This window comes from Bartonella sp. AP88XZML (assembly GCF_042195565.1).
Classification (GTDB): Bacteria; Pseudomonadota; Alphaproteobacteria; order Rhizobiales; family Rhizobiaceae; genus Bartonella.
Genome location: NZ_JBHIOQ010000012.1, coordinates 22,971 through 41,174, shown reverse-complemented (window position 1 = coordinate 41,174; position 18,204 = coordinate 22,971). Strand labels below are relative to the sequence as shown.

Here is an 18,204-nt window from a genome sequence, read left to right as displayed (position 1 = left end):
ATTACTTCTCCGTTTCAATAAGGCCTTTGATAAAAAGCCGCTGCATGAAGATAACAACAAGAACAGGGGGAACCATGGCAACAACCGATACTGCCATGAGTATATTCCATTGAGGATCATGTTGAAGTGATTCGACAATAAGCTGTTTTAAAATAATAAGGATCGTTTGATGATTTTGATCCGTTGTGATGATAAGAGGCCAGAGATATTGTATCCATCCATAAATGAACATAATGATAAATAAAGCAGCGATATTGCTTTTACTAAGAGGAAGAAGAATATCCTTAAAAAATTTAACTGGACCTGCACCATCAACACGTGCCGCCTCTAAGAGTTCATCTGGAACAGTCAAAAAAAACTGGCGAAATAAAAATGTAGCGGTTGCAGATGCAATAAGTGGAATAATCATTCCACTATAGGTGTTAACCATCCCCAATTTCGCAACAATCTCATAGGTTGGAAGAATACGAACTTCGACAGGGAGCATCAATGTAACAAAAATAAGAACAAAAGCAGTTTTTCGGAAGGGAAAGCGCATGTAAATAATTGCATAAGCAGACAAAAGTGAAATAATAATTTTTCCAACGCTAATCCCAAGAGCCATAATGAATGAATTCATTAAGAGTGGCCAGAGGTTGGGCAAACCCAGCTGTGCAAGGCCATCACCAAAGATTGTTTTATAATTTTCCAGAGCATATTTCCCAGGCAAAAGAGGAAGTGTTCCTGAGTTAAATGCTGCTGAACTATGAGTTGATGCAATGATAGCAACATAAACTGGAAAGCAAATAATGATAATACCAACAATAAGAGTAATATGGGTTAGAAATTTCAAAACAGGGCGATTTTCAACCATAATTTGTTTCCTAATATTGTACACGGCGCTCAATCCAGCGAAACTGGATAAACGTTAAGACAATAACCATCAACATCAATATTGTTGATTGTGCTGCTGATGCACCGATTATTTGATTTCTAAAGCCATCGTCATATACTTTATAGACGAGGATGCTCGTTGCACGCGCAGGACCTCCAGAAGTTGTATTATCAATAATACCAAAAGTATCAAACATAACATAATTGACATTGACAATAAGAAGGAAAAACGTCGTTGGTGAAATTTGCGGGAAAACCACTGTCCAAAATCGTTTAAAGGGACCAGCACCATCAATGGCGGCTGCTTCTATTTGAGAACGCGGAACAGACTGAAGACCTGTAAGAAAAAAGAGAAAATTGTAAGAAATTTGTTTCCAACTAGCCGCAATGACAATAAGAATCATTGCTTGAGTGCCATTAATACGATAATTCCATAGCACCCCTATTTTCTCGAGAAAAAAAGGGATAATTCCGATGGTGGGATGAAAGATAAACAGCCACAATATACCTGCCAATACTGGAGCAACAGCATAGGGCCAGAGCAAAAGCATTGTATAAGCCTTTTTTGCACGGATGACACGATCAACACAGACAGCTAAGAGAAGTGATATTGTCATTGAAGCGACAGTAACTGAGATGGAAAATACTGCGGTTGTAAGAAGCGATTGCCGATATGTAGGATCAGAAAGAACGGTTAGATAATTCTCAAAACCAATAAAGGTTGTTGTAAAGCCAAAAGGGTCTTCACGCTCAAAAGATGATTTTATTGCTTGAGCAGCAGGCCAAAAGAAAAACAAAAAAGTCACAAGAAGCTGAGGAAAAAGCAGTCCGTAAGAAAGTAGACTATTTTTAAAATATGCATGTTTTTCTTGCATTCGTAGGGCTCTTTAAATGTAGAGACTTTAAAAAAGTAAACAAAAAGGACTCAACCGTTTTTGTTGAGTCTTTAATGTTTAACAATAAAACGAAATTAATGATTAGATCTTTCAAATTCACGCAAGAGTTTATTTCCACGTTCAACGGTCTCATCTAAACCATCTTTCGGCGTTTTTGAACCACTAAGAACAGCTTCCAACTCTTGATCAAGAATGGCACGAATTTGTGGTAAATTACCAAATCTTATCCCTTTTGAGTTAACTGTTGGTGGATTAAGATTAATCTGTTTGATAGCTATATCCGCACCTGGCGTTTTTTCATAGAAATGTTGTTTTTTGCTCAATTCATAAGTCGCTTTTGTGGTTGGGAGATAACCTGTTTCCTGATGCCACTTTGCTTGATTTTCTGTTTTTGAAAGAAATTTAAGAAAAGCGGCTGCCCCTGCATATTCCTTTGGAGTATGGCCCTTAAACGCCCAAATAGAAGCTCCCCCAATAACTGAATTTTGTGGTGCTCCTTCTGTATCCTTATAGTACGGTAGCATACCAACCCCCACATTAAACTGAGCTTCAGAAACAATCCCAGCATGTGATCCTGAAGATTGCATAAAAATTGCACAATTTTGTGCCATAAACATTGGTGTTGAATCTAATGCACCTGCTGGACCACCATAACGGAAAATACCTTGATCAGACCACTTTTTCAGGTCAGCCCACATACGCACTTGTAAAGGTCCATTAAATGTAAGTTCTGAATCAAGTCCTTTAAAGCCATTTTCCTTCGTTCCAAAAGGAACATTATGCAACGCTGAAAAATTTTCTATACCAATCCATTGAGCGGCATAAGCCATTGTAAAACCACAATTTGCCGCTTTAGTCTCAAGAATTTTCTTGGAAAAGTTTTCTATATCTTGCCACGTTCTAGGAGGCTGTTCTGGATCAAGCCCTGCTTTTTTAAAGATATCTTTGTTATAATAAAGGATGGGTGTTGAAATATTAAATGGCATAGAGACGATACGTCCCTGTTCATCGGAGTAATAACCACTAATAACAGGGAAATAATCTGTAGGATCAAATTCTTGTTTTGTATCAGCCATAAGTTGATAAAATGGGTAGATTGCGCCTTTTGCAGCCATCATAGTTCCAGTACCAACGTCATAAATTTGAGCAAGTACTGGCTGTTTCTTTCCACGAAATGCTGCAATGAGTGAAATCAATCCCTCTTCATATTCACCGCGAAATGAAGAAACAACTTTATACTCAGATTGACTTGCATTAAAATCGTTAATGAGACTTTCAGTTTGCTTTCCTAATTCACCACTCATAGAATGCCAAAAGCTGATTTTTGTCTGTGCAAAACTTTCTGTCATCCCCGCTGTGGACATTATGATAGCAACCGTGGCCGCTATGGAAAGATAAAAACGACTCATGCTTCACCCTTTCTGAAGTGATGGAATACAAACTACCCCCTAAATTTATAGTATTACACATGAACATGCTATGACAGTTTTATTTCAGAAACATATTCTCTCATTTAAACAGGAACCACCTAAAGGTCAAATGAATTTATTTAAATTTATTTATTTTCTTTTATAAGCTTTCTTATATATTCACGAAATACGCGTTTGTAACTATCTGAAAAAAGTGAGATGGCTTAAATAAGCAAAGCCACTTGGTAAAAAGATATGGATCGTAAATATCATTCAATGACTATTTTAATATCTGGATTTACTTTTTTAAAAAGAATTGTTTATTCTTTTATTATTTGTCTTATAACTTTCGGCTTATAACTTTAACACGATGTTGCTACTGAATTTAAAGAAGAGACAAATAGAATTTTTTTAAAATTAAGAAAATCATTTTGAAGCGCTTAATAGTCTCTTTCCCTGTAACAAGATCACACCCCTCATGCAAAACAAAATGACACTGTATGACCAATTTCCATGCTGTTAAAAAATCTTTCAATACATCTACATTTCATGATAGAACCTGTAAAATAAGACATAAAGCCTCTCCATTAAAGTATATAAGACTTTTTGTATGCCATCATTTTTACACTTCATAAAAGTGCAAAACGACATCATCATATGAGACCCTAATGCTTAATAAGCCTTGCATTTGAAATACGTTAAATGAATATTTTTATTCTTTTCTCAATTATTTTTTATCCACACACCAACCCTACTTGTAATGTTCAAACAAATGATTTTGATTGATTCATTGTAAAAATATTTGAAATAAGAGAATCTTACGTATTAAGGTCTCTTACTCACATGAGTAAAATATTAATTATCATTATAAATCAATGTATTATTGTTATATATTAGATAATTTTTCTTCTTTCATTACGCTAACTTTATGAAGATATATAGTTCCTTTTGTGTTGATGTATTTTTACCTTTGTGCACACAATTGCAATGCGAGATCAGGTTGATCTGTCGTAATATAATGTACAGGCATATCAAGCCAATATGATAACCGAGCTTTTCCATTAATTGTCCATACCCCTACAGTAAAACCAGCCTCAAGAGCTGATTCAATAAAGTTCTGTGAAACAATAGAGCCATCTAAACTTAGGTCAGAATAACCTAATTGCTTCCATTCAGAAAAATGACGGTACATATCACCTTCAAAATTATCAACACATGGACCAGATGGTATTCCTGCTTCAATAAAAGGACGAAGGATAAAAGGATCAAAACTAATTGCAGAAACCCGTTCTGATAAATTTCGGCTTTTTATTAGCGCAAGCGCTTTTTGGGATAATATTGTTTCGCGCTCCACTTCACCGCATGTCTTGATTTCAAGATGCAATGCAACATTCGTTGGTGCTAAAAGATCAAGCACTTCTTCTAATAAGGGAGGTGCTTCTTGGCTTCCTTTTACGCAGAGTTGTTTGCGTGTTTCATTATCAATGTCATGAATATACCCCTTTTTTCCAACCAATTGGTCTAGACGGAAGTCGTGAAAGACAACCACTTCACCGCTTTTTAGCAAATGAACGTCGCATTCAACTTCATCAACACCTAACGCTATAGCATTATTAAATGCCGAAAGGGTATTTTCAGGATAAAGATGAGCTCCTCCACGGTGTGCAACAATTTTTTTCTCAGACATGCAAAATCCCACACTTCTCAATTTTAAACGATATTGACGTACAGATTGTCAGATAAAGGCTTATATCATATGAAAATACACAATCATTTTTAAATGATTTTTTCTACACTTCTCGAATATCAAACCCTCAGTCATATTTTATTCTTAAAAAACTTATCCTTCATTTTAATTATTCCCATTCAATAGTACTAGGAGGTTTTGAGGTTACATCATATACAACACGATTAATCCCTCTAACTTCGTTAATAATACGTGCTGCTGTCTTACTTAAAAACGCCATATCATAGGGATAAAAATCAGCAGTCATTCCATCTACAGATGTGACGGCGCGAAGAGCACAAACAAATTCATAAGTGCGATCATCCCCCATCACGCCAACAGTTTGAACAGGAAGAAGAACAGCAAAAGCTTGCCAAATTTCGTCATAAAGACCAGCTTTATGGATTTCCTCAAGGTAGATAGCATCTGCTTCACGTAAAATTTCTAATTTTTCACGGGTCACAGTACCTGGACAGCGAATTGCAAGACCGGGACCTGGAAAAGGATGGCGACCAATAAACTGCTCCGGTAATCCTAACTCTCGCCCTAGCAAGCGAACCTCATCCTTAAAGAGCTCACGCAACGGTTCTACAAGTTTCATATTCATCTGTTCTGGTAGCCCCCCCACATTATGATGGCTTTTAATGGTTACCGTTTCACCAATAGCAGACACACTCTCAATAACATCTGGATAAAGTGTTCCTTGTGCTAAAAACTCTGCACCTCCTATTTTTTTAGTTTCTTCTTCGAAAACTTCAATAAAAAGGCGACCAATCGTTTTGCGCTTTTTTTCTGGATCTGTCTCACCTTCTAAAGCATTAAGAAATATATCGGCAGCATTAACGTGAATAAGCTCTATATTATAATGATCACGAAAGAGCGTGAGAACTTCTTCAGCTTCATTCTTGCGCATCAGCCCATGGTCTACCAAAATGCATGTCAGTTGATCTCCTATGGCTTCATGAAGGAGTACCGCTACAACAGATGAATCCACTCCCCCTGAAAGACCACAAATCACACGACTTTTCCCAACTTTTTGTCGTATCGTAGCAATTGCCTGCTCACGATAAGAAGCCATTGACCAATTGCCTTTAATAGCAGAGATCTTATGAACAAACTTTTGCAAAAGTTTTGTACCATCCGGTGTATGGATAACTTCAGGATGAAACTGTACCGCATAAAAATATCTTTTCTCATCAGCAATAGCCGCATAGGGAGCTCCTTTTGAGGTTCCTATGACACGAAAACCTTCTGGTAAAGCTGCCACACGGTCACCATGGCTCATCCATACTTGATAACGAGAACCTTTTTCCCACACTCCATCAAAAAGGGCACTCTCTTCTTGAACTTCCAAAAAAGCACGCCCAAATTCACGCTCATGTCCAGCTTCAACCTTTCCTCCAAGCTGAACACACATGACTTGTTCACCATAGCAAATGCCCAAAATCGGAACACCCGCCTCAAAAATTTCCATTGGAGCACGCGGAGAGCCCTCATCAATAACGGAATAAGGACTCCCTGATAAAATAATAGCTTTAGGATTTATGCGGCGCACAGCTTCTAAAGCCAATTGAAAAGGAGTAATTTCACAATACACTCCCATTGCTCGTACCCGTCGTGCAATAAGTTGTGTAACTTGTGAACCAAAGTCAATAATAAGAACAGTGTCTGGATGTGATATGCTCATAGAAAACCAATCAACAATTGTAAAAGAAAACTCATGAGAGTTATGATTCAATCTTTCTCTTTTCACAAGCCTGTTTTCTTAAGAAAAAGATTATTCTCGTAAAGTTTATGATAAAAAGTGTAAGAATATGGATCAATGTTTTTTTTGCAACACAGATAAAAAGAACCCATCTGTTTGTGTTGTGGCCGGCGACAAAGTAAGTCCATAATTTGAAAAAACTGGTTGCACAGGAGAAAAACTAAAATGTTTCTGCCAAAGCGCTGGCATATCTATTGGAGAAAAATGAGAATGTTGTTGAAGGAAATGGGAAATTTGTTCCTCATTTTCATCTGTAAAAAGAGAACAGGTAATATAGATTAGGCGCCCATTTGGCTTAAGATAAGCTATCGCTTCATTCAAAATATCCCTCTGTTCTGTTTGGCGTTGTTTCACCTGTACTAATGTTAAACGCCATTTCGCATCTGGACGACGACGCCATGTTCCTGTCCCACTACATGGTGCATCTAGTAGAACTCTATCCATCTGGCCTATTAATGGCTTCAATTCTTCTTTTTGTGCTCGTGTTTGTACATTACGAACACCAGCGCGTCGAAGACGATCAAAAATAGGAGCTAAGCGCGCTTTATCAAAATCATAAGCATAAATTTGCCCACGATTGTTCATATCGGAAGCTAAAGCTAATGTTTTGCCCCCAGCACCTGCACAATAATCTAATACCTGCATGCTCTCTTGCGCTTCCACAAGGTGAGCAACAATTTGAGATCCTAAATCCTGTATTTCAAAGTGTCCTTTTTGAAAAGCTGGTTCCACTTGAACATTGGGATGACGATTAAACTTTTCAATCGGTGCAATTCTTAAAGCTTGCCCAAACCATGGAAAAGATTTAAGTTTGGTTTTTGCTAATTCTTTCAGCACCTTTTCTGGTGTTGCCTTTAGGTTATTTACCCGTAGGTCTAAAGAAGGACGCGTTGCTAACGCAGCCGCTTCAGTGATCCAATTATCACCAAATAAAGGACGCAGATGCGCTTGACACCATTGCGGAATATCACCACGAATATAGTCTGGAGCATCCACTAATTGCTGACCTTGCCACGATTTACGCTGTTTAGCCCCTAATAACTGCGGTGCAAACCGATCTTCTGCCAATTCACCGTCAATTTGCTCCAGCGTCATTTTTTCAGAATCTAATAAGGCACCAAAAACGATATCTCGGATATCATCACTCTCCATACGCCATTGTAAAGAATAACGTCGTCTTAAAACATCATAAACGATTGTACCAATAGCTGCACGATCACCTGCTCCAGCAAAGCGATGAGAAAGACCCCAATCCTTTAAAGCTTCTCCTACTGGGCGATGCTTCACTTCTATCTCTGTGAGAACATCTATTGCTGCTTGCAAACGCCCACCTAATCGCATTCATTTCTCCCATTAAAATAATAAAATTTTAAATCATCTAAAAAAATAATATTATCGCCTTCTTGCCAATGAAACCTTCTCAAAGCCATAAAAAATTTACATTCAATATTAAAATGATCTGATCATACTTTTTTATAAGATCCAATTTAGAGTATTTAAATTTTTCCTTTCATCTTCTGCCCATTCGCTTTTTATCCTTCTACCTCTTATGCTAAAAGATACGTAGCCATCCATAAAGAACTTATTTCCGCCATGCATTACGAAAAAACCAAACTCTTTAATTTATTTGCGTAAAATAAAATTTACGAGGATTGTCTGAACAATAGAAAAAAATCAAATATCTCCCATCTTTATATGGCTATCCTTCTGAAAAAATAGAAAAAATCTTCTCATAAAATTAAACAAGTTCATCTTACGTTCAACAAAAAATTAACTTTTTAGAAAATGCTTGGAACCACTATTTGGCATGACCGTTTTTACTCTAATGGCAACTGCCAGACAATTTTAAAGGAGAAAATAATGACTTATAATAATGGAAAAACAACTTCGTCTAAAAGCCGTCATAATACAATGCCCTCAAACAACGGAAAGAAATCCGTCCAAAGTGATCAGACAAACACTCGCCAACGTGCGTCAAAGACTGGACGGAAGACAACAAAAAGTTAATTCTAATTTTATATAACTTATTTCATATAGTCTTAACAGAAAGAATTAGAGTTTTAACCTCTAATTCTTTCCTTTTTGGGATTATTACACCAAATTACAAACAGAAAAAAGCGCAGTCTCTCTTTCTTGTTCTCGGAAAATTTTATATTTATGCAATATGATATTAGGCTCTTGTATCTTTAAACTGGTCCACGATAATTTGGACTCTCTCGTGTGATAGAAACATCATGCGTATGACTTTCATGGAGTCCCGCATTCGTAATACGTACAAACGTTGCTTTTTCACGAAACTCTACGAGATCTTTTGCTCCAACATACCCCATCGAAGCACGAAGTCCACCAGCAAGCTGATGTAGAACTGATGCTATAGGACCTTTATAAGCCACCTGCCCCTCCACACCTTCAGGAACTAACTTAAGTTCATCACGAACATCATCTTGAAAATAGCGATCTGCCGATCCTCGTGCCATAGCACCAACAGATCCCATGCCGCGATAAGCTTTAAAGGATCGTCCTTGATAAAGATAAACTTCGCCAGGACTTTCTTCTGTACCCGCTAAAAGAGAGCCAATCATAGCAGCACAAGCCCCACCTGCTAAGGCTTTAGCAAAATCACCGGAAGCTTTTATCCCCCCATCAGCAATAACGGGAATGCCCGCTTTTTCAGCAACTTCTGCAGCATTCATAATGGCTGCAAGCTGAGGAACACCAACACCTGCAACAATTCGCGTTGTGCAAATAGAACCAGGACCAATCCCAACTTTTATAGCATCCGCACCACTGTCAATCAAAGCCTGTGTTGCTTGAGCAGTCGCCACATTACCAGCAATAATAGCTGGAGAAAACGTCATTTTTTTAATACGCTCAACAGTGTCTAATACACGCTGAGAATGTCCATGTGCAGTATCAATTACTAGAATATCAACGCCTGCATCAATTAATTGTTCAGCCCGCTCAAACCCATCGTTCCCTACACTACTTGCAGCTGCAACACGCAAGCGACCTTGTGAATCTTTGGCAGCGTTTGGATTTAATTTTGCTTTTTCAATATCCTTAACTGTTATCAGTCCGACACAACGATTCTGTTCATCCACAACTAATAATTTTTCAATACGATGATGGTGTAAAAGATACTTCGCTTCATTGAGTTGAACATTTTCACGCACTGTGATTAAATTTTCATGCGTCATTAATTCATAAATTTTTTGTTTGGGATCCGTTGCAAAACGCACATCCCTATTTGTCAAAATGCCAACAAGCCGTCCAGCAGTTTCACCTTTAGCACCATTTTCAACAACCGGAATACCGGAAATACCATGAGAGCGCATCAAAGATTTTGCTTCTTCAAGTGTTGCATCTGGTCCAATGGTGACTGGATTAACAACCATACCAGATTCAAACTTTTTTACTTGGCGAACTTCTTCTGCCTGCTCTGCAGGAGACATATTACGATGAATAACCCCAAGACCACCAGCTTGAGCCATAGCAATTGCCAAACGCGATTCTGTTACCGTATCCATTGCCGCAGAAAGCAATGGCAAATTGAGCTTAATATCCGCTGCAATGCGCGTACTGAGATCCACTTGACTAGGCATAACAAGAGAATGACCGGGTTGTAAAAGTACATCATCAAAAGTCAGTGCCAATGCACCTGTCCCCGTTTCAACAATCTTTGCCATATCAAAATTCCTTTTATAATAAAACACCGCAAGAAGCTTTAAAATACAACTGCGGTTCTCATACATGGTAGATTGGCAAAAAATTATGCCATGCTACAAACAAAATGAAAAGAAAAATAAATATTTTTTTAAGTGTGGTTTATAAAAATTTACAATTGTGATTCAATAGGTAACCAACTTATTATTTTTGCAAATGCGCGACGCCAAAAATTACTTTCTGGCTCATAGTCAATGCTATATTTTTTTTCATTTTCAATAAAATCCCAATAAATACGATTATTATCACCAAGACGCAGGTGATAGCTCATTTCCCCTGTGGTTTCTTCAGAAAACAACAAATCTAATCTTGCTGTAATGGGAGCACATTCAAAAAGAATGCCCATTTCTGTATTTAATGATGCTGATCTTGGATCAAAATTTAAAGATCCAATAAAAGCTGTTTTACGATCAATTAAAAAAGCTTTAGCATGTAAACTTGCCTTACTCGATCGAAACAATCGCAACCCATGAGTATTGCCTTCCGCTTTTAATTCATAAAGATTAACACCACTTTTCAACAATGCCTTACGATAAGGTACATAACCACCATGCACTAATGCTACATCAGTAGCAGCTAAAGAATTTGTCAGAATTTTGACATCAACACCCTTTGAAACCAAATTACTAAAATTCTGCGTGCCAACCTTACCAGGAACAAAATAAGGTGACGTAATCTGAACCGTTTTTTTGGCATTTCCAATAACCTTTGAAAGTGCCTTCATAAGCCAATTGCTTGCTTTTTTACGCAATGCTTTTTCTGGAGGGTCAGAAAGAACAACAACTTTGTCTGCTAAAAATAACCGCTTTCCTGTTTGGATAAAACAATTAAAGTTAATGTGCTCTTTGACATAATCTAAATAAACTTTTGCAACCTTGGAATCACGAAACTTTCGTAATTTATCTTTCCAATAGCTAAGATCACTTGCGCTTTTAGGAACAACCAAAGTATGAATTGGCAAAACAACAGCACTATTCCAAAAATCATCAAAGATACTTTCTACCTTTTTAACAGAAGGACCGATTAACATCAAATCTAAATCTCGAAAATGGGATTCTTTACCAGCATCAAAATAAGAATCTGCAAGATTACGTCCTCCTACAAAAGCGACCCTGCCATCAACAATAAAAGCTTTATTATGCATTCTACGTGTTACAGTAATTGCCCGTAATATAATTTCTAAACCACGGCGTAAACCACCTTTACGCGATCGCCCTGGATTAAACATTCTCACCTCAATATGAGGATGTCTATCTAGCGCAATATAAGCTGGATCACGTGCCTGAGCATTAATATCATCCAAAAGAAGCCGTACCCGAACCCCTCGATCAGCTGCCTCAACTATTTCACTTAATAATAGGCGCCCCGTTAAATCATCATCCCAAATATAATACATCAGATCAAGGCTACGCCCAGCCTCTGCAGCTCCTATTGCACGAACACAAAACGCATCCAAATTGCTGATAATGAGGGAAAGGGCATCTTTATCAATCCCCAATCCATTTTCTTCCTCAGCTAATTGACTGACGATACGATCAAGCTTAGTTTCATCTTTCTGAATAGGTAACGCATAAGAACATTGCCCCCTAGCATTTTTCACAAAACGCCCATAGGTGTAGATTGCCAACATAGATGCAATAAAAAAAAAGAGGACAAAACCAATAACAATCTGTAAAAGAGTCAAAGAGGGTAAACTTTCTATTTTAAACTATCACATCATCAGTAATGCAAACGATAACACTAATCACTTTATCTTAATCGTATAGCAAATAAAATGCCACTTCTTGCTTAAGAGAGTATAAATTTAATATTGATGATACAAAAATTTTAGCGGTAGTATTTAAAAGTTTTTAAAAATGCTTCTCTTTTTTAATAAATGTAAACTTAAATAAAATTGTATAAATTGAAACAAACGATTAAAATAGTCACATAAAATTTATATTTGATTTAAATCTACAAAATCATCCTCTATAGATAAATTTTACAATAAATGATTGTTTTCTTAAGCTTCCTCCACGGACTTTATCAAAATCCACTCTATTTTTTTGAAACGCATGCTTGTCATGAAGAGAAATTTGTTATGAATTTTACTTTCGTTCTTGATTTCTTATTGCTCTCAATTCTTCCATTTTTCTATAAAGTGTAGAGCGACCAATATGAAGGCGGCGCGCAATCTCACTCATATGTCCTTTATAATGTTTAATCGCTTTCTCTATAATATCATGTTCCATCTCTGCAAAAGTACGTACATGCCCATCAGTATTCAAAAATTTTATCGATTCTTGCTCATTATCTTCTTGCATATTACCCTCAATGATATTGGGAACATTCATTAATGAATTTCCCATTAATTGCGGAAAATCTCGAACAGTTAATAACGGTCCTTCACTGAGTAAAATCGCACGAAATAAAAAGGTTTCAAGCTCATTTCTATTGCCAGGCCAATCATACTGCATAAGCAAGGAAAGAGCAGAGCCTGCTAAACCATGGACATGTGATCGCCCTGTTTCTGTGATAATGCGATCAATCAAACGTTGTGTGATCTCTGGAAAATCATCCCTTAATTCTCGTAAAGCAGGGACGCTAATAGACAAGTGAGAAAATTGTTCAAACAAACTATGCAAAAAAAAGTTCTCATTAACCAAGTCCTTTAAACGCGATGTTGAAATAGCGATGATCCGAAAAGGAAAAAAATCTCCTTTTTTATCCCTTTCCCTTTCTTTAAGGTAATGAGCAAACCGTTTTTGCTGTATGGGCTCAAGTCGATCAATATCACAAAGGCAAAGTGTCCCTTTTTCAAGAGAAGAAACCAATGGTAGGAATTCTTTAAACCACTGCTGATTTTCTTCTTCTGGATCAACGATGGCTGAACATTGAAAGCGAACAAAAACACCCTCCGAAAATAATCCCTCATGATGAATAATCCGAGCTAATGTCTCACGTCCTGTTCCAGCTTCCCCCTCTATCAAAAGATTCTGTAAAGAAGTTGCTGCTTGTCTCGATTGTTCTAACACTATCTGCATAGCTCTACTTTTTACGCAAAGATCAGAAAACCGTAAATGATTCTCTTTTTTTCGCCGAATATCTCGAACCTCATGCTCCAAGGCAGAAATAAGAGCAAGGATATCCAAAGTAACTCTTACGCGTAATAATGTTACTGGATGGATCCAATAATCAATAGCTCCAGCTGTTAAAGCTTTCTGGAGTAAATGCTGATTCTCTTGTTGTGCTATAACGACAATAGGAACAGAAACACCAGCAACTCTAATCATTTTAATCAAATCGCTCACACTCAAATCACTCATAACAACATCAAGGAGTGCAAGCACAATGTTTTTACGCCTGTGTAAAAGATCAATCGTACGGAGACCATTTTCTGCTTCAATGACACGATAACCAAAACCTCGCAGCATAGAAGAAAGTTCTATACGTCTTCCATAATCTTCACTCGCAACAAGAATGGGACCAACCATAATGTCAATAATCTCCTTTGAGACTACTTAGCAGCTTAATATAAAAATTGTTGTAAACCATAAGAAATATTTTACCTCTTGTGTTTCACTTACGAACTTCATCAAGCTGTCAATTAAATACAACATTAAGGCATTTTTTTCCATTTTTTTGCTTTTTCATTGATTTTTATCAAATTTTTCATATTGACTCATGGGGTAATTTAATAATGTTATAGAAACTAGAGAGCAAAATAATCTAAATAGAGTGCAATAAATGAAACATCCCTATCATATTTTATGTCTTACAATTACCGCCTTGCTGTTAAGTGCCTGTAACTTTTCGCGATATTATAACTCAAATATGCCAACTGGAATTGATGGAAAATGGGTTGATGAGAATGGTATTATTTCTTCTTTCCACAATGGTGTTTTTGAAACGCGTGCAGCAGATACAGAAGAAAAACTATCAGAAGGAGCATATAATTATCTCAATGCCCAAAATATAGAAATTGAAATACGCTCTATTCTCCGTGGAACAATTTCTAGAGTCAATTGTACAATGTCATATGACGCCACACAACTTCTCTGCACCTCGCATACAGGAGCACAGTTTTTCCTTAAGCGGAAATCTTAACAAAGTACAAGGGAAACCTCTCTTAAGAACAGAGGGAGCACATACATTAAGCAGAAGGCGATATCCTTTCTCCTCCTGATAGAAAATCCTCTCTAAAATACGCAAAGAGGCTAGTATAATCTAGCCCCTGAGAATTTTTTAAACATTATGAAATGCGTAAAATAATCATTTTCTTCCACAAAATATCAATAAAGCCACCTCACAATAAAATTGTAACTTTGTATCATTCAATCTATTTCAACCTATAACATTTTATTTGATAGGGAAGCTTAATCTAAGCAGCGCCAATGCGCAAAAGATCATGAAAATGAACAATTCCTATCGGTTTTTTATCTTCAACCACAAAAAATGCACCAATCTGATGATCATTAATAAAAGCTGTTGCTGCACCAACAAGTGTATTTGGCTTTACAACTTTAGGAGCTTTGGTCATCACCTCGTCAACATTAAATTTTGATAAATTAAAATGAATGTTACGTGCAAGATCGCCATCAGTTACAATTCCGATTAGTTCACCTTCTTGATTCACAACACCAACACAACCAAAATGTTTTTCCACCAAAACATTCATCGCTTCAGTCATAGCTGTTCCCTGCATAACCAAAGGAATATTATCACCCTCATGCATAATATCACACACGTATTTAAGGCTTGCACCAAGAGAGCCACCAGGATGATATATTTTGAAATCCGTTGCGGTAAAACCACGCATTTCTAAAAGAGAAACCGCTAATGCATCTCCCATTGCCAATTGCATAATTGTTGAAGTTGTAGGGGCTAAACCATAGGGGCAAGCCTCTTCTATCTTTGGTAATAATAGCACAATATCAGCTTGTCGTCCTAACACAGAGTGCTTACTTGATGTCATCGCAATAAGAGGAATACGAAAACGCGCCGCATAACTCATAATACCACTTAACTCTTGAGTTTCACCAGACCATGATAAAGCAAGAATAACGTCATCAGAACCAATCATACCAAGATCACCATGATTGGCTTCTGCAGCGTGCACAAAAAAGGCAGGTGTTCCAGTTGAGGCTAAGGTTGCTGCAATTTTTGTCCCTATATGACCACTTTTTCCAAGACCAGTAATGACCACATGTCCACGAGCATTTCTAATAGTTTGAACAGCCGCTTCAAAAGAAGAAGAAAGACTTTCCAGAAGAGCTTTTTCAAGGGCTTCAAGCCCCTGCTTTTCACTAGCAAGTGTTTTAAGCGCTGATGCAACTGCACCTTGCAAAGCCATATGAGGAGACGGTATTGTCATAATCAAATTCGATCAATAAAATTAAGTGAGAGATCTATATCACTTTTCAACATTAATGGTTTCTAGTAAATTTTTCAATGAAGTAGAAACGTGGCTGTGCATATCAGCGCGTGCCAAAGAAAATGCAACGTTGGCTTCAATAAAACCAGCTTTAGAACCGCAATCAAAAGTGCGCCCTTTTACTTGCAAACCCCAAAAATCTTGCTCATTTGAAAGCCGTATCATAGCATCTGTTAATTGAATTTCATTTCCTGTTCCCCGTTCTTGAGTGGAAAGAATATTAAAAATTTCTGGCTGCAAAATATAACGTCCATTGATGTACAAATTTGATGGTGCCGTTCCTTGTGCCGGTTTCTCTACCATTTTTGTGATTTCAAAACCATTTGCAATCTGTTTGCCTTTCCCAACAATACCATATTTATGTGTTTCTCTAGGATCGCATTCCTGAACTGCTATAATATTTCCCCCACCCACCTTTTCATAAAGGCTCATCATTTCAGAAAGACAGCCCTTTTTCGCCTGTATCAACATATCGGGTAATAATAAAGCAAAAGGTTCCCCTGCAACTAATTCACGCGCGCACCAAAGAGCATGCCCTAATCCCAAAGGTTGCTGTTGCCGAGTGAAAGAAGTTGACCCTGGTAATGGCTGTAAACGGTATAAGTGTGCAAGATCTTCTTTCTTTCCACATTCAGCAAGTGTCGTGTATAATTCAACTTGCGCATCAAAATAATCCTCAATGACTGCTTTGTTACGTCCAGTCACAAAAATAAAATGCTCAATACCAGCTTCCCTCGCCTCATCCACAACATATTGAATAACAGGTTTATCAACAACTGTTAACATTTCTTTAGGAATCGTTTTTGTCGCAGGAAGGAAACGCGTACCAAGACCTGCTACTGGGAATACTGCTTTCCGGATTTTACGCACACTCACCCTCCTCAATGAATTCATATAACTTTTTTGTTTTATTTATCATATGTTTTTACGAAATGGTAAAAAAGATATCTTATTGTTTTGATTATCATTATAATGGGCAATCAAAAATGTAAAAAGAGTCTGAGAATTTATTGAAAGGATTAAACGAATTATTTATTTCAGTTTTTTCCTCTTCTTGATCATATTATCAATTAAACTAAATACAAAATAAAGTTATTGCACATCTAATAAATTGAATATTAATGGGGATTTCAAAATGCAAAAAACAGAATTGAAGACTTTCTCTTTTTTAGAGAAGTCAATAGCTTGGAGAACTCTTTTCACTGTCTCTGCCGTTATTTTTTCTGCTTTTTTTATGTTTTTTATATCCCTTTCATATGCTGATAGCGGATTTAAACACTGGATTAAAGAATTTAAAAAAATAGCTATTGCTCACAATATTACCCCTTCTACGTTTCATATGGCATTTAAAGGTGTTAATGCCATTGATCCAGAAGTTCTAAAAAGCGCCGCATACCAACCAGAATTTGTTGCTCCTTCATGGAACTATTTCGATAATCGCGTCCATGATATTGCAATTGTAGAAGGACGGCGCCAAACTCAAAAATGGAACAAATGGCTTCTTCAAATTGAAAAACGTTTTGGTGTTGACCGCAATATTCTGCTTGCTATTTGGTCAATGGAAAGCAACTATGGGAAAGTTTTAGCCAATAAAAGTGTAATGCGTGATACCATTCGCTCTCTTGCAACTCTAGCCTATGCTGATAAAAAACGTGCAAAATATGCATATACACAGCTGATTGCTGCTATGAAAATTCTACAAAGTGGCGAAATTAAACGCTCTCAACTCACTGGATCTTGGGCCGGTGCATTGGGGCATACACAATTTATTCCAAGCAGTTATCTCGCCTATGCAGTTGATATGGACCAAGATGGACGGCGTGATATCTGGAACTCTGTTCCAGATGCTCTGGCTACTGCTGCTAACCTTCTCCACAAAAATGGCTGGCAACCTAATCTTATTTGGGGAGTAGAGGTAAAAGTGCCGCAGGGGAAAAACCTTCCTGAAGGGTGGTATTCCTTTGAACAATGGAAAAAATTAGGTGTAAAACACGCAAATGGGCGTCCTCTTCCTACATTAGCTGAACAAGCAATATTAAAATATCCAGATGGAGCAAAAGGACCTATATTTTTAGTCACAAAAAATTTCTTTGTTCTGAAACATTATAATAATGCAGATCGTTATGCGTTTGCTGTTGCTCTTCTAGCTGATCGCATCGCTGGACATCCTAGATTGGTACATGATTGGCAAAGACCTTTTCAACCTCTTACTTTCCAAGAATGCAAAGAACTGCAATCTCGCTTAAGTGCACTGGGCTATTATAAAGGGAATGTTGATGGAAAAATCGGAACAGCTTCTCGCGAAGCAATTAAAGCCTTTCAGCTCCGTCACGGTCTAAAAGCAAATGGATATCCGTCATCTCAAGTGCTTTTTCTCCTTCGCAAACAATAATGGAGAC

Annotated in this window: 14 protein-coding genes; 3 read left to right on the top strand and 11 right to left on the bottom strand. The window is 37.2% G+C overall.

What is annotated here, in order from left to right:
• Position 1: 1 nt before the first annotated feature.
• The 6 genes from ugpE to ACFIK2_RS00785 all read right to left on the bottom strand — a co-directional run bounded on the left by ugpE (position 2) and on the right by ACFIK2_RS00785 (position 8,010).
• Entirely contained in the window at positions 2-853 is an 852-nt protein-coding gene (gene ugpE / locus ACFIK2_RS00810) for a sn-glycerol-3-phosphate ABC transporter permease UgpE (RefSeq protein WP_375633937.1), read from the bottom strand.
• Between the two features lie 10 nt (positions 854-863).
• On the bottom strand, positions 864-1,748 hold the full coding sequence (gene ugpA, locus ACFIK2_RS00805; RefSeq protein WP_375621175.1) for a sn-glycerol-3-phosphate ABC transporter permease UgpA: 885 nt from the start codon (positions 1,746-1,748) through the stop codon (positions 864-866).
• Positions 1,749-1,843: 95 nt separating this feature from the next.
• A complete protein-coding gene (ugpB, locus tag ACFIK2_RS00800) occupies positions 1,844-3,178 on the bottom strand; it encodes a sn-glycerol-3-phosphate ABC transporter substrate-binding protein UgpB (RefSeq protein ID WP_375633933.1) in 1,335 nt (444 codons plus the stop codon).
• Between the two features lie 964 nt (positions 3,179-4,142).
• A complete protein-coding gene (locus ACFIK2_RS00795) occupies positions 4,143-4,865 on the bottom strand; it encodes a glycerophosphodiester phosphodiesterase (protein WP_375611843.1) in 723 nt (240 codons plus the stop codon).
• A 169-nt stretch (positions 4,866-5,034) separates the two neighbouring features.
• The gene (guaA, locus tag ACFIK2_RS00790; RefSeq protein WP_375676802.1) at positions 5,035-6,591 is read right to left on the bottom strand and encodes a glutamine-hydrolyzing GMP synthase; all 1,557 of its coding nucleotides are present in this window, start codon (positions 6,589-6,591) and stop codon (positions 5,035-5,037) included.
• A 132-nt stretch (positions 6,592-6,723) separates the two neighbouring features.
• Positions 6,724-8,010: an RsmB/NOP family class I SAM-dependent RNA methyltransferase gene (locus ACFIK2_RS00785; RefSeq protein WP_375634597.1), complete on the bottom strand. Its 1,287-nt coding sequence runs from the start codon at positions 8,008-8,010 to the stop codon at positions 6,724-6,726.
• Positions 8,011-8,529: 519 nt separating this feature from the next.
• Between ACFIK2_RS00785 and ACFIK2_RS00780 the strand changes: the two genes are divergently transcribed.
• Positions 8,530-8,676: a hypothetical protein gene (locus tag ACFIK2_RS00780; RefSeq protein WP_273722522.1), complete on the top strand. Its 147-nt coding sequence runs from the start codon at positions 8,530-8,532 to the stop codon at positions 8,674-8,676.
• 179 nt (positions 8,677-8,855) lie between these two features.
• Here the strand turns inward: ACFIK2_RS00780 and guaB are convergent, their stop codons facing one another.
• From guaB to ACFIK2_RS00765, 3 genes are all read right to left on the bottom strand, one after another.
• Entirely contained in the window at positions 8,856-10,355 is a 1,500-nt protein-coding gene (guaB, locus tag ACFIK2_RS00775; protein ID WP_375633930.1) for an IMP dehydrogenase, read from the bottom strand.
• A 149-nt stretch (positions 10,356-10,504) separates the two neighbouring features.
• Complete coding sequence (locus ACFIK2_RS00770; RefSeq protein ID WP_375633928.1) at positions 10,505-12,076, bottom strand: phospholipase D family protein; 1,572 nt, start codon at positions 12,074-12,076, stop codon at positions 10,505-10,507.
• A gap of 403 nt (positions 12,077-12,479) precedes the next feature.
• A complete protein-coding gene (locus tag ACFIK2_RS00765) occupies positions 12,480-13,865 on the bottom strand; it encodes a sigma-54-dependent transcriptional regulator (protein WP_375633926.1) in 1,386 nt (461 codons plus the stop codon).
• A gap of 253 nt (positions 13,866-14,118) precedes the next feature.
• Between ACFIK2_RS00765 and ACFIK2_RS00760 the strand changes: the two genes are divergently transcribed.
• The gene (locus tag ACFIK2_RS00760) at positions 14,119-14,478 is read left to right on the top strand and encodes a hypothetical protein (protein ID WP_375618071.1); all 360 of its coding nucleotides are present in this window, start codon (positions 14,119-14,121) and stop codon (positions 14,476-14,478) included.
• A gap of 274 nt (positions 14,479-14,752) precedes the next feature.
• Here the strand turns inward: ACFIK2_RS00760 and ACFIK2_RS00755 are convergent, their stop codons facing one another.
• Positions 14,753-15,745 carry an SIS domain-containing protein gene (locus ACFIK2_RS00755; protein WP_375634598.1) on the bottom strand — a complete coding sequence of 331 codons (993 nt, stop codon included), beginning with the start codon at positions 15,743-15,745 and terminating at the stop codon, positions 14,753-14,755.
• 39 nt (positions 15,746-15,784) lie between these two features.
• Positions 15,785-16,675 (bottom strand): UTP--glucose-1-phosphate uridylyltransferase, encoded by an 891-nt coding sequence (locus ACFIK2_RS00750; RefSeq protein ID WP_375633923.1) that lies wholly within the window; start codon positions 16,673-16,675, stop codon positions 15,785-15,787.
• Positions 16,676-16,940: 265 nt separating this feature from the next.
• Here ACFIK2_RS00750 and ACFIK2_RS00745 point away from each other — a divergent pair, with 265 nt between their 5' ends.
• Positions 16,941-18,197: a lytic murein transglycosylase gene (locus ACFIK2_RS00745; protein ID WP_375676792.1), complete on the top strand. Its 1,257-nt coding sequence runs from the start codon at positions 16,941-16,943 to the stop codon at positions 18,195-18,197.
• The last annotated feature ends 7 nt before the right edge of the window (positions 18,198-18,204 follow it).